At 61.9% G+C, this 12,817-nt stretch carries 10 protein-coding genes; 4 read left to right on the plus strand and 6 right to left on the minus strand.

Annotation, left to right across the window (positions count from 1 at the left end):
• Nucleotides 1-5: 5 nt before the first annotated feature.
• From FHX03_RS03665 to edd, 4 genes are all read left to right on the plus strand, one after another.
• Complete coding sequence (locus tag FHX03_RS03665) at nucleotides 6-1,301, plus strand: NAD(P)/FAD-dependent oxidoreductase (protein WP_097623905.1); 1,296 nt, start codon at nucleotides 6-8, stop codon at nucleotides 1,299-1,301.
• A gap of 134 nt (nucleotides 1,302-1,435) precedes the next feature.
• Nucleotides 1,436-2,911, plus strand: coding sequence for a glucose-6-phosphate dehydrogenase (gene zwf / locus FHX03_RS03670; RefSeq protein ID WP_003570253.1), 1,476 nt, complete (start codon nucleotides 1,436-1,438; stop codon nucleotides 2,909-2,911).
• A 10-nt stretch (nucleotides 2,912-2,921) separates the two neighbouring features.
• On the plus strand, nucleotides 2,922-3,620 hold the full coding sequence (gene pgl / locus FHX03_RS03675) for a 6-phosphogluconolactonase (protein ID WP_097623904.1): 699 nt from the start codon (nucleotides 2,922-2,924) through the stop codon (nucleotides 3,618-3,620).
• A gap of 67 nt (nucleotides 3,621-3,687) precedes the next feature.
• Nucleotides 3,688-5,511, plus strand: coding sequence for a phosphogluconate dehydratase (edd, locus tag FHX03_RS03680; RefSeq protein ID WP_183852612.1), 1,824 nt, complete (start codon nucleotides 3,688-3,690; stop codon nucleotides 5,509-5,511).
• Nucleotides 5,512-5,587: 76 nt separating this feature from the next.
• Here edd and FHX03_RS03685 read toward each other — a convergent pair whose 3' ends face one another.
• The 6 genes from FHX03_RS03685 to FHX03_RS03710 form a co-directional block, all read right to left on the minus strand.
• A complete protein-coding gene (locus FHX03_RS03685) occupies nucleotides 5,588-5,941 on the minus strand; it encodes a hypothetical protein (protein WP_003588490.1) in 354 nt (117 codons plus the stop codon).
• Between the two features lie 176 nt (nucleotides 5,942-6,117).
• Nucleotides 6,118-7,206: an ABC transporter ATP-binding protein gene (locus tag FHX03_RS03690; RefSeq protein ID WP_097623902.1), complete on the minus strand. Its 1,089-nt coding sequence runs from the start codon at nucleotides 7,204-7,206 to the stop codon at nucleotides 6,118-6,120.
• Between the two features lie 21 nt (nucleotides 7,207-7,227).
• Nucleotides 7,228-8,880 carry an alpha-glucosidase gene (locus tag FHX03_RS03695; protein WP_097623901.1) on the minus strand — a complete coding sequence of 551 codons (1,653 nt, stop codon included), beginning with the start codon at nucleotides 8,878-8,880 and terminating at the stop codon, nucleotides 7,228-7,230.
• Nucleotides 8,881-8,914: 34 nt separating this feature from the next.
• A complete protein-coding gene (locus FHX03_RS03700; protein WP_097623900.1) occupies nucleotides 8,915-10,078 on the minus strand; it encodes a carbohydrate ABC transporter permease in 1,164 nt (387 codons plus the stop codon).
• Nucleotide 10,079: 1 nt separating this feature from the next.
• Nucleotides 10,080-11,093: a carbohydrate ABC transporter permease gene (locus FHX03_RS03705; protein ID WP_097623899.1), complete on the minus strand. Its 1,014-nt coding sequence runs from the start codon at nucleotides 11,091-11,093 to the stop codon at nucleotides 10,080-10,082.
• Between the two features lie 185 nt (nucleotides 11,094-11,278).
• Nucleotides 11,279-12,640, minus strand: a complete 1,362-nt coding sequence (locus FHX03_RS03710) for an ABC transporter substrate-binding protein (protein WP_097623898.1) — start codon at nucleotides 12,638-12,640, stop codon at nucleotides 11,279-11,281.
• Nucleotides 12,641-12,817: the final 177 nt, after the last annotated feature.

The raw sequence follows: 12,817 nt of genomic DNA on the forward strand, positions 1-12,817 counted from the left end.
GCGCCATGGCATCGCAGGAGACGTGGCAGAGCCCGATCTCGCCGGGCCTATCCTGGTATCAGGCAACCGTCGGGGAGCGGCCGAGCTATGCCGCTCTCGACGGCTCGAGAACATGTGATGTCGCCATCATCGGCGGCGGCTATACCGGCCTGCAGGCCGCCTACAATCTGGCCAAATCGGGCGTCTCCGTGGTGCTGATCGAGGCCTGCCGCTTCGGCGACGGGGCGTCCGGGCGCAATGGCGGCCAGCTCGGCACCGGCCAGCGATGGTGGCCGGAAGAGCTCGAGGAGAAGATCGGCTACGAGCGCTCGAAGGCGCTGTTCGATCTTGCCGAGGCGGCCAAGCGCCATCTCCTCGATTTCGCCAGGGAGCATCAGATCGAGATCGATTATGTGCCCGGCCAGCTCAACGTCGCGCACAAGGCGAGCTATGAACGCGACTTTCGTGAGAACGCCGAAATCGCCGCGCAGCGCTACGGCTATCCGCATATCAGCTTCATGGACGAGACGGAAACGCAGGAGCGGCTCGGCTCCAAGCGTTTTTATTGCGGCGTGCGCGATGTCGGCACCGGCCATATCCATCCGCTGAAGCTATTGATCGGCCTGGCGCGGGTCGCAGCCAACGCCGGTGCTGCGATCTTCGAGATGACAAAAGCAAAGGCGATCCGCCAGGGCGGCGGCAAGGTGACGATCGAAACGGACAAGGGAACGATCACCGCCAGCCGCGCCCTGATCGCCTGCAACGGCCATATCGGCAATCTGGAGCCGGTGACGGCAAGTCATGTCATGCCGATCCGCTCCTTCATCGGCGCCACAGCTCCGCTCGACCGGCATCCCGACGTGCTGCCGGGGGGCGAGGCTGTGGCCGATTCGCGCTTCGTCGTGCGTTACTTCCGCCGATTCGAAGGCCGGCTGCTGTTTGGCGGGCGCGAGGCCTATACTGCAGACAATCCGCGGGACATTTCGCAGCATATCCGCCGGCAGATCGCCGAGATCTATCCTGAACTGAAAGACATCGAGATCACCCACGCCTGGGGCGGCACTGTCGGCATCACCATGCCGCGCCAGCTGTTCGTGCGCGAGGTGATGCCCGGCGTCACCTCGATCGGCGGTTATTCCGGCCATGGCGTCATGCTGTCAAACTACTGTGGCAAGCTCTACGCGGAAACAGTGCTTGGAAAAGCCGGCGATCTCGATCTCTTCGCGTCGCTCGATATTCCCGCCTTTCCCGGCGGGCCCAGAATGCGAGCGCCGCTGCTTTTCCTCGCCTTGTCGTGGTTTGCGCTTCGCGACAAGTTTTAGTCTGATTGCGGATTTCCTCTTCCGGAAATTCGCACTAAAACCGGTGCCTGACAGATTCATTGCACTGCACACTGGCTTTTTTAAATCGATTAGATTAAAAGGGCCGCCAACCAGCCTGATTGAGAGACAAGCTCATGAGCAGCCAGATTATTCCCGTTGAGCCTTTTGATTACGTCGTCTTCGGCGGCAGCGGCGACCTTGCCGAACGCAAGCTTCTGCCCGCGCTCTACCATCGCCAGATCGAGGGCCAGTTCTCCGAACCGACCCGGGTGATCGGCGCTTCGCGCAGCCCGCTTTCCCATGAGGAATACCGCAAATTCGCCAAGGATGCGTTGAACGAGCACCTGAAGAAGGGCGAATATGACGAAGCTGAGGTGGAGAAGTTCTGCGCCCGCCTCTACTACGTCTCGGTCGACGCCCGCACGGACACCGGCTGGGACCAGCTGAAGAAGCTGCTCGACGAAGGCAAGGAGCGCGTGCGCGCCTTCTACCTCGCGGTCGCGCCCGGCATCTTCGGGGATATTTCGCAGAAGATCCACGACCACAAGCTGATCACCAAGTCGACCCGCATCGTCGTCGAGAAGCCGATCGGTCGCGACCTCGCCTCGGCACTGCAGCTCAACGACACGATCGGCCGCGCCTTCAAGGAAGAACAGATCTTCCGCATCGATCACTATCTCGGCAAGGAGACGGTGCAGAACCTGATGGCGCTGCGCTTCGCCAACGCGCTCTATGAGCCGCTGTGGAACGCCAACTATATCGATCACGTGCAGATCACGGTGGCTGAAGCGGTCGGCCTCGAAGGCCGCGCCGGCTATTACGATACGGCCGGCGCGCTCCGCGACATGGTGCAGAACCACATTCTGCAGCTGCTTTGCCTGACGGCGATGGAAGTGCCCTCTTCGATGGATTCGGAAGCCGTCCGCGACGAGAAGCTGAAGGTGCTGCGCGCGCTGAAGCCGCTCAATGCCTCCAATGTCGAGCAGGCGACGGTCCGCGGCCAGTATCGCGCCGGCGCCTCGGGCAGCGGCCCGGTCAAGGGCTATCTCGAAGAGCTCGAAGGCGGCGTCTCCAACACCGAGACCTTCGTCGCCATCAAGGCGGAGATCAACAACTGGCGCTGGGCCGGCGTTCCCTTCTATATCCGCACCGGCAAGCGCCTGACCGGACGCATGTCCGAGATCGTCATCACCTTCAAGCCAATCCCGCATGCGATCTTCGACCAGGCAGCCGGGCGTATCGTCGCCAACCAGCTGATCATCCGGCTGCAGCCGGATGAGGGCGTCAAGCAGTCGCTGATGATCAAGGATCCGGGGCCTGGCGGCATGCGCCTGCGCAACGTCTCGCTCGACATGAGCTTCGCCCAGGCCTTCAACGTCCGCAACCCCGACGCCTACGAGCGCCTGCTGATGGACGTGATCCGCTCTAACCAGACCCTGTTCATGCGCCGCGACGAAGTCGAAGCCGCATGGAAATGGGTGGATCCGATCCTGAAAGGTTGGGAAACCACCGGCCAGCAGGTGCAGGGCTATACCGCCGGCACCTGGGGCCCGAGCCAGGCCATTGCGCTGATCGAGCGCGACGGCCGCACCTGGCATGACGATATCTAAGGGGAAACCGATGGCATCGACCCTGCATTCCTTCGCCAGCCCCGCAGATCTCGCCGGCAGCCTCGCCGACAAGGTTGCCGATACGCTTTCGGCGGCGATCTCAGCCCGTGGAACGGCGTCCATCGCAGTTTCCGGCGGCTCGACCCCGAAGGCCTTCTTCCAGGTGCTGTCGACGCGCGACATCGCCTGGGACAAGGTGACGATCACGCTTGTCGACGAACGTTTCGTGCCGGCCGACAATGCGCGCTCGAACCATATGCTGGTCGATGCCAATCTCTTGCAGAACAAGGCGAAGTCGGCGCGTTTCGTGCCACTTTACCAGCCGGCCGCCGCCGTCGAGGAAGCCGCGCGGCTTGCGACGGAAAAGAGCGCCGAAATCGGCATTCCCTTCGATGTCGTCATCCTCGGCATGGGCGGCGACGGCCACACCGCCTCGTTCTTTCCCGGCGGCAGCAATCTTGCCACGGCGCTCGACGCATCGACGCCGCGCGGCGTCATCACCATGGAAGCGGAGGGGGCCGGCGAGCCGCGGCTGACCTTTACCTTCTCCAGTCTTCAGGATGCCGCACTCCTGGTTCTCCATATTGAGGGCGAAGGCAAAAAAGACGTTCTCGCCAAGGCAGAAGGCAGCGGTGAGGAGGCAGACATGCCGATCCGCGCCATTCTGCGCCGGGCCACTTCCCCGGTCGAGATCTACTGGGCTCCCTGATACGGCCTCACAGCCGCCGGAGCCGGCGAACACATTGAGACGAACCAGAACAAGGCAGGGATCTTCCATGTCCTCTCACGCACGCATTTCTGCGATCACCGATCGCATTGTCGAACGCTCGAAACCAACCCGCGAGCGGTATCTGGAGCGCCTGCGCGCCGCCGCTTCCAAGGGCGTCCAGCGCTCGGTGCTCGGCTGCGCCAACCTGGCTCACGGCTTTGCGGTCTGTTCCCCCGCCGATAAGGATGCGCTCGCCGGCGACCACATCCCCAATCTCGGCATCATCACCGCCTATAACGACATGCTCTCGGCCCACCAGCCGTTCGAGACCTATCCGGCGATCATCCGCGAGGCGGCCGCAGAGGCAGGCGGCGTGGCGCAGGTGGCGGGCGGCGTGCCGGCGATGTGCGACGGCGTCACTCAGGGACAGCCGGGCATGGAGCTTTCGCTCTTCTCTCGCGATCTGATCGCCATGTCGGCGGGCGTCGGCCTGTCGCACAACATGTTCGATGCCGCCCTCTTCCTCGGCGTCTGCGACAAGATCGTGCCGGGCCTCGTCATCGCAGCCTTGTCCTTCGGGCACCTGCCGTCGATCTTCGTTCCGGCCGGTCCGATGACGACAGGCCTGCCGAACGACGAAAAGTCGCGCGTACGCCAGCTCTTCGCCGAGGGCAAAGTCGGTCGCGCCGAGCTGCTGGAGGCTGAATCGAAGTCCTACCACGGCCCCGGCACTTGCACCTTCTACGGCACCGCCAATTCTAACCAGATGCTGATGGAGATCATGGGATTCCACCTGCCGGGCTCCTCCTTCATCAATCCCGGCACGCCGCTGCGCGAAGCGCTGACGCGCGAAGCCGCCAAGCGGGCGTTGGCTATCACCGCGCTCGGCAATGAATTCACCCCGGCCGGCGAGATGATCGACGAGCGCTCGGTCGTCAACGGCGTCGTCGGCCTGCATGCGACCGGCGGCTCGACCAATCATACGCTGCACCTCGTCGCCATGGCGCGCGCGGCCGGCATTCAGCTCACCTGGCAGGACATCGCCGAGCTTTCGGAAGTGGTGCCGCTGCTTGCCCGCGTCTATCCAAACGGGCTTGCCGACGTAAACCATTTCCAGGCGGCCGGCGGCATGGGCTTCCTCATCAAGGAACTCCTGAAGCATGGCCTGGTGCATGACGACGTGCGCACCGTCTTCGGCCAGGGTCTCGAAGCCTATACGGTCGATGCGCGGCTCGGCGAAAACGGCACAGTCCAGCGCGAGCCGTCGCCGGAGAAGAGCCATGATCCGAAGGTTCTCTCCAGCATCGAAACGCCGTTCCAGGCCAATGGCGGGCTGAAGATGCTGCGTGGCAATCTCGGCAAGGCGGTCATCAAGATTTCAGCCGTCAAGCCGGAGCGCCACATCATCGAGGCGCCGGCAATCATCTTCCACAGCCAGCAGGAGCTGCAGGACGCCTTCAAGGAAGGCAAGCTCAACCGCGATTTCATCGCCGTCGTGCGCTTCCAGGGACCGAAGGCGAACGGCATGCCGGAGTTGCACAAGCTGACGCCGCCGCTCGGCGTGCTGCAGGACCGCGGTTTCCGCGTGGCGCTGTTGACCGACGGGCGCATGTCGGGGGCCTCGGGCAAGGTGCCGGCGGCAATCCACGTGACGCCTGAGGCGGTCGACGGCGGCCCGATCGCCCGCATCCGCGGGGGCGACATCATCCGCCTGGACGCGATCAAGGGCACGCTCGAGCTGCTCGTCGATGCGGCCGATCTGGCCGAGCGCGAGCCGGTGACCGTCGATCTCTCCGACAATGAATTCGGCATGGGCCGCGAACTCTTCGCGCCGTTCCGCCGCGCCGTCGGCGCTTCGGATCAGGGTGCGAGCGTGCTCTTCCACCACTGAGCGTGGTCGCTGGAGACAAACAAAAACCCGCGGGCGCGCGAAGCACCCGCGGGTTTTGCTATCCAGTCTTTATCCGTCAGGCGCGGATATCGAGCACGTAGTCGCGATGCGCCGGATGGGTGCTGTAGACGAAAATCTTGTTCAGCTCCTTTTGCGTCAGCAGACGCAGGAAGCGGACTTCGATCGTATTGTTGGCGTTGACCTTCATCAGTATGCAACCGACCTTGGTGATGCGGGCATCCGGAATATCCAGATAGAACTGCTTCGGCAGGTTGAACTGGGTGAGGATCGCGAGTGTGGCGCTGCTCATCGAGATCCGGACGATATCGCAGCGGCGCGAAGCCGCGTGCATGACACCCTTTTCCGTATATTCGATGCGCGCGGCATTCATCGTGTCCTCCATCTTGAACCGCTGCTCGCGGTCATACATGAAGGATTCTTCCTTGCTCAGGAAATGAGATTTTGGCTGTGACGGATTGGAAGCGGCCACGTGCTTATCCCCCTCATAAATTGACCGGGAAAAGGTAGCAGCCGATCTTTAACAGAAAGTAAGAATCCGGTCCGTCAAGTATAATTCTCGGGATTATTACCCCAAAAATGGCTCTCTCATCTCCGGTAGCTATGGCCGGTCGCATCAAACAGATGCAACTTCTGCCTGTCGGCGGCAAAACGCATCCTCTGGCCCTTCTTCACATCGTAGATGCCGGGCAGCTTGACGACGATCGGCTCGCCCGGAACCAGGCCTTCGATATAAAGCAGCGTGACTTCGCCGAGCGCTTCGACGATCGACACCTCGCCCTCGAAAAGATAGTCGGCGCCGTCGGCGATCCTCAGATCCTCCGGACGAACGCCGAAGCTTGCCTGCTTGCCGGCTTCGGAAGCGCCGGTCGCTACATCGAGGGTCACCGACATGCCGCCGGTCAGCGTCACTGTCGTCTGGTTTCCGGTCGCAGCGACCGTCGCCGGGATGATGTTCATCGCCGGCGAGCCGATGAATTTCGCGACGAAGAGGTTGGCCGGGCGCTCGTAGAGTTCCAGCGGCGCGCCGACCTGCTCGATATTGCCGGCGGAGAGAACGACGATGCGGTCGGCAAGCGTCATCGCCTCGACCTGGTCGTGGGTGACGTAGATCATCGTCGTATCGGCCATCTGTTCGTTCAGGCGGGCGATCTCGATGCGGGTGGCGACGCGCAGCGCGGCGTCGAGGTTGGAGAGCGGCTCGTCGAACAGGAAGACCTTCGGATCCCGGCAGATGGCGCGGCCGATCGCCACGCGCTGACGCTGGCCACCGGAAAGCGCCTTCGGCAGGCGGTCGAGATATTTGGTTAGCTGCAGGCTCTCGGCCGCCGCCTTGACGCGGCGGTCGATCTCCTGCTTGCTTTCGCCGGCGATCTTCATGCCGAAAGCCATGTTGTCGAAGACGGTCATGTGGGGATAAAGCGCATAGGACTGGAAGACCATGGCGATGCCGCGCTTGGAGGGCGGCACGTCATTGACGAGATGGCCATCAATATACATCTCGCCGCCGGTGATCGCCTCGAGACCGGCGATCATGCGCAGTAGCGTGGACTTGCCGCAGCCGGACGGGCCGACGAAGACGATGAATTCGCCTTGCTTGATATCGAGGTCGATGCCGTGGAGAACGTCCACGGAACCGTAGGATTTGCGGATATCCTTCAGCGTCAGTCCAGTCATGTCTCTCTCCCCTGCTGATCCTTAAGCGAGACGGGCGAAATACGCCCCCCAGGCCGGAATATCGATCTTGTCGCCATAGTTGTTGCTGATAAAGCCATGCCCCGTCAACGCCTGCCATTCTCCCGCAGGCAAAGTGACCCCGGTTTCGGCCGGGCTCATGTTGAAGATGCAGAGCAGCTTCTCATTGCCGTATTCGCGGGTGAAGACCAGCGCGTCGCCCTGCGGCTCCTCGAATTCGATCTCGCCCTTGGCAAAGGCCGGGTGCAGCTTGCGGAAAGCGATGAAGCGGCGATAGTGCTCCAGCACCGAAGCCTCGTCGCCCTGCTGGACGCTGACGGCGCGCAGGATATGCTCGACCGGCACTGGCAGCCAGGGTTTCACCGTCGAAAAGCCGCCCTGGGCGACCTGGCTGTCCCAGACCATCGGCGTGCGGCAGCCGTCGCGGCCCTTGAACTCCGGCCAGAACTGGATGCCGTAGGGATCCTGCAGATCCTGGTAGGCGAGATCAGCTTCAGTTAGCGCCAGTTCCTCACCCTGATAGAGGCAGACGGAACCGCGCAGCGTCATCAGCAGCGAGGCATAGAGCTTGGCGAAGGCGTCGTGATCGGCGACCAGCCCGCCCCAGCGGCTGACATGGCGCATGACGTCGTGATTGGAGAAAGCCCAGCAGGCCCAGCCATCGGGTGCTGCGGCTTCGAAATCCTCCATCACCTCCTCGACGCGCTCGGCGGTGAGCGGATCGGGGGCGAGGAATTCGAAGGCATAACACATATGCATCTTGTCATTGCCGGAGGTGTATTCGCCGACGATTTCGAGGCCGCGCTGGCTGTCGCCGACTTCGCCGACGGCGGCAATCGCCGGAAATTCTTCCAGAACGGCGCGGAAGCGCTTCAGGAAGGCAAGGTTTTCCGGCCGGTTCTTGTCGTAGACATGCTCCTGGAAATTATAGGGATTGACCGCCGGCGCCGTCGAGGCGTTGCGGCGCTCAGGCGCAAGTGCCGGATTGTCGCGCAACAGCGGGTCGTGGAAATAGAAATTGATGGTGTCGAGGCGGAAGCCGTCGACGCCGCGATTGAGCCAGAAGCGCACGACGTCGAGCAGACGGTCCTGCACCTCAGGATTATGCAGGTTCATATCCGGCTGCGAGGTCAGGAAGTTGTGCAGGTAATATTGCATGCGCGTCGGATCCCACGCCCATGCCGAGCCGCCGAAGATCGACAGCCAGTTGTTCGGCGGCGTGCCATCCGGCTTGGCATCGGCCCAGACATACCAATCGGCCTTGGCATTGGTCTTGCTGGAACGGCTCTGCACGAACCAGGGATGCTGATCCGAGCTGTGGGAGATGACCAGATCGATCATCACCCGGATGCCGAGGCGATGGGCCTCAGCGATCATCGTGTCGAAATCCACCAGCGTGCCGAAGATCGAATCGACATTCTCGTAGTCGGAAACGTCGTAACCGAAATCGCGCATCGGCGAGGTGAAGAAGGGCGAAATCCAGATCGCATCGACGCCGAGGCTTGCCACATGCGGCAGGCGGGCGGTGATGCCCTTCAGGTCGCCGATGCCGTCGCCGTTCGAATCCTGGTAGGAGCGCGGGTAGATCTGATAGATCACCGCGCCGCGCCACCAGTCTTTATCGGGGGTCGAGATCGATTGGGGAGCCACGGTCATGGAATATCCTGTCTGAAGTCACGTTTGGAAATTGTCAGCCTCCCTTGACCGAACCCGCCAGCAGGCCACGCACCAGATAACGCTGCAGCCCGAAGAAGACGAGCAGCGGCACGATGATGGTGACGAAGGCCGAGGCCGTCAAAATCTCCCAATTGCCGCCGCGCGAGCCGAGCAGCGCGTTCAGGCTGCCTGTGAGAACGAGGTGGTCCTTGTCGGTGCCGAGGAAGACCATAGCGACGAGCAGGTCGTTCCACACCCACAGGAACTGGAAGATGGCGAAGGAGGCGAGTGCCGGGAAGGACAAAGGCAATACGATGCGGGTGAAGATCTCGAAGTCGCTGGCGCCGTCGACGCGGGCGGATTCGATGATCTCCTTCGGCAGGCCGGCGATATAAGCCCGCAGGAGATAAATGGCGAGCGGCATGCCGAAGGCGGTGTGGGCGAGCCAAATGCCGGGATAGGTCTTGGACGGCTGGCCGAGCAGGTTGCCGATTTCGTTATAGAGGCGCAGCAGCGGGATCAGCGACATCTGCAGCGGCACGACAATGAGGCCGACGACGAGCGCAATCAGCAGCGCGCGGCCAGGAAATTCCATCCAGCTCAGCGCATAGGCGGCAAAGGCGGCGATCAGGATCGGGATAATCGTTGCCGGGATCGTCACGGTCAGCGAGTTGATGAAGGACTGGCCGATGCCTTCGCCCCGCAGAACCGTGTTGTAGTTCTGCAGCGTGAACTCTGGCGGCGCGGAAACCGACGCATAGATGCGCCGCGGCCTTTCGTCGGGCGAAAAGGCGGCGTTCTTCATGTAGCGATAGCTGCCGTCGCTGTTGATCAGCAGGCTTTCGCCGTCGCCGAGATCGGCGGTCTCGCCTGCCTTGAAGGCGGCCGGCTGCTGGACGCGGTTGCCGAAGGCCTTCACCGAACGGCCGGTCTGTCCCTCAAGCACGTTGCCTGTGATGACATAGGTTGCGCCTTCCTGCTGCTGTTGGTCCGGCGTGCCCAGGCGGACGGCGACGGTCTGCGTCGAGCCGACAAAGGCTGTCCACCAGCCGGAGACGACGATCTGGTCCTTGTCGCGGAGCGCGCTGACGAAGATGCCGAGCGTCGGGATCAGCCAGACGATGACGATCAACAGAACAGCGGCGTGAACGAAGAGACGGGCGGGGCCGATCTTGAAGTAGCTTCCGACAGCGGTCATCTCAGTGGCCCTTCAGTTCGCGGTTGGCGCGGCGGACGTTCCAGACCATGATCGGCGTGACGGCGAGCATGATGATGATGGCGATGACAGCACTTCGGCCGGAATCGCCGCCGCCGCGGAACAGCCAGTTGAACATCAGGTTCGCCAGCACCATCGACTGCCACTGGCCGTTCGTCATGGTCAGCACGATATCGAAGACCTTAAGGACGAGGATGGTGATCGTCGTCCAGACGACCGCGATCGAGCCCCAGACTTGCGGCACCATGATGCGCCAGAAGATCTGCCAGCCGTTGGCGCCGTCGATGACGGCGGCCTCGATGGTCTCCTCGGGAATGCCGCGCAGGGCGGCCGACAGGATGACCATGGCAAAACCGGTCTGGATCCAGATCAGGATGACCATCAGGAAGAAATTGTTCCAGAAGGGAACGGAGATCCACACCTCGGGCGTGCCGCCGAACGTCTGGACGATGGCGTTCAGCAGGCCGATCTGGACGTCGTTGCCGCCGCGATACTCATAGATGAATTTCCAGATGACCGATGCGCCGACGAAGGAAATCGCCATCGGCATGAAGACGATGCTTTTGGCGATATTGCCCCACCAGATGCGGTCGGTCATCACGGCGATCACGAGGCCGAAAAAGGTGCAGGCGGCCGGCACGACGGCGAGCCAGAGGATGTTGTTGAAGATCGACTGGCGGAATTCGCGGTCGCCGAGTGCCCATTGATAGTTGGCGACGCCGACGAACTGCTGGCCGGCGCGGTCGTAGAAGGAGAGGATGAAGGTCGCAACGACCGGATAGACGAGATAGACGACGAGCAGGAAGAGCGCCGGACCGACGAACAACCACGGCCGCACGAGGGCACGGCGGTTGAGATTGCGCGAGGCGGCGCGGATGTCGCCATCCTTGACCGGCAAAGCGAGATCCAGGATCTTGTTCGAAAAATAGAAATAGGCCGAGCACGCGAAAACGGCGACGACCACGACGCCCAAAGCGGACACTATCTGCGACAGCATTTCGTCCCTCCCCTGCTTCCCCTGATCTTATTGCGACCGGTTGTTATTCTGACGGGTCAGCGCCGGTCATCGTCAATCTGTTGTATTGCCCAATCACAATATATCCTGCGATGGCCGGGCTCTTTGCGAACCCGGCCAGCCATGCAGGCCATGCCGCCGGCAAGCCGGCGGCATCATTTTGGAAATTACTTGATGCCGTCCCAGGCGCTCTGGATTTCGCCAGCAGCCTCCTGAGCCGACTTGCCGCCGACGAAATCAACCATGCCCGTCCAGAAGGCGCCGGCGCCAATCTTGCCCGGCATCAGGTCGGAACCGTCGAAGCGGAAAGTGGTGGCGGAGGTCAGGATCTCGCCTTCCTTCTTCATCTGCGGGTTGGCATAGGCCTCGGTGCTGACGCCCTTATATGGCGTCAGGAAGCTCGACTGTGCCATCCAGACCTCATGCGCGATTGGGGTCTTCAGGAAGTCGATGAAGGCGCGAGCCGTCTTCGAGTCCTTGGCGATCGAGACGAGCGTGCCGGCGCCGAGAACCGGCTTGCCGAGTTCGGGATGCGACGCATAGGTCGGCATATAGAAGAAGTCGGCATCCTGGCCGAGCTTCGTGCCCTCAGGGAAGAAGGACGGAATGAACGAGGCCTGATGGTGCATGTAGCACTTCGGTGGAACGGAGAAGAGACCCTTCGGGCTGTCGCGGAAGTCGGTCGAGGCCACGGCCGCGACGCCGCCATTGACGTATTTCTCGTTCTTGGCGAACTTGCCGAATTCGTCGATCGCGGCAACTACGGCCGGATCGGTGAACTTCAGCTCGTTGGTCGTCCACTTATCATAGGCCTCAGGCGGCTGCATGCGCAGCATGAGGTCCTCGACCCAGTCGGTCGCCGGCCAGCCGGTGGCACCGCCGGAACCGAGACCGATGCACCAGGGAACGCCGCCATCCTTGACGATCTGATCGGTCAGGGCATGCAGCTCTTCCATGGTCGTCGGGATCTTGTAGCCGGCTTCCTCGAAGTTCTCAGGAACATACCAGACGAGCGACTTGACGTCGGCCTTATAGGGGAAGGCGTAGAAGGCTTCCTTGCCGTCCTTGCCCTTATAGGTGCCGTACCCGACCCAGCTGTCGCCGGCGCCGTAATTGTCCTTGATCCACTTGGAGTTTTCGTCGCCGAGCGGCGTCAGGAAGCCCTTGCTGGCGAGATCGGCAAGGAGGCCCGGCTGCGGCAGAACGGCGATGTTCGGCGGCGAGCCCGCCTGCGTGTCGATGACGATCTGCTGTTCGTAGTTTTCGGAAGAGGAGTATTTGACATCGATGCCGGTGGCTTCGGTGAAATAGGCCAGAACGCTCTGGAAGAACGCCTCGTCCTCGCCGCGCCACGGCCCGAAGATCGTCAGCGGCTGACCCTTCAGATCGGCATGAGCGGCCTTGAATTCGTCATAGCTCTTCCAGTTGAACTTGGAATCCTGTCCCGGGGCAAATTTCAGATCGGCCGCGGATGCAGCACCGGCAAAAAGCGCTGCCACGGCAACGCCCATCAAAAATGACTTTTTCATGTGATCAACCTCCCATCACAATCCCAACCGCGCCGAATTCCCTTTAAAAGAAATTTCAAAGCGCTTTGACACCCAACTCATTCCACTTTCGGTGGAATGGAGTCAAGTCATTTCACGAAAACCCGCCGTGAACCTGGCCATTATCACGGTGCAGCAGCGGCTATCGGGAAATATGGA

The organism is Rhizobium sp. BK456 (assembly GCF_014194045.1).
GTDB lineage: Bacteria > Pseudomonadota > Alphaproteobacteria > Rhizobiales > Rhizobiaceae > Rhizobium > Rhizobium redzepovicii.

What these genes read in the sequence shown, in the direction of transcription:
- FHX03_RS03665 (WP_097623905.1), top strand. Translation starts at nt 6, where the DNA reads ATGGCATCGCAGGAGACGTGGCAGAGCCCGATCTCGCCGGGCCTATCC.
- zwf (WP_003570253.1), top strand. Translation starts at nt 1,436, where the DNA reads ATGAGCAGCCAGATTATTCCCGTTGAGCCTTTTGATTACGTCGTCTTC.
- pgl (WP_097623904.1), top strand. Translation starts at nt 2,922, where the DNA reads ATGGCATCGACCCTGCATTCCTTCGCCAGCCCCGCAGATCTCGCCGGC.
- edd (WP_183852612.1), top strand. Translation starts at nt 3,688, where the DNA reads ATGTCCTCTCACGCACGCATTTCTGCGATCACCGATCGCATTGTCGAA.
- FHX03_RS03685 (WP_003588490.1), bottom strand. Translation starts at nt 5,941, where the DNA reads ATGTATGACCGCGAGCAGCGGTTCAAGATGGAGGACACGATGAATGCC.
- FHX03_RS03690 (WP_097623902.1), bottom strand. Translation starts at nt 7,206, where the DNA reads ATGACTGGACTGACGCTGAAGGATATCCGCAAATCCTACGGTTCCGTG.
- FHX03_RS03695 (WP_097623901.1), bottom strand. Translation starts at nt 8,880, where the DNA reads ATGACCGTGGCTCCCCAATCGATCTCGACCCCCGATAAAGACTGGTGG.
- FHX03_RS03700 (WP_097623900.1), bottom strand. Translation starts at nt 10,078, where the DNA reads ATGACCGCTGTCGGAAGCTACTTCAAGATCGGCCCCGCCCGTCTCTTC.
- FHX03_RS03705 (WP_097623899.1), bottom strand. Translation starts at nt 11,093, where the DNA reads ATGCTGTCGCAGATAGTGTCCGCTTTGGGCGTCGTGGTCGTCGCCGTT.
- FHX03_RS03710 (WP_097623898.1), bottom strand. Translation starts at nt 12,640, where the DNA reads ATGAAAAAGTCATTTTTGATGGGCGTTGCCGTGGCAGCGCTTTTTGCC.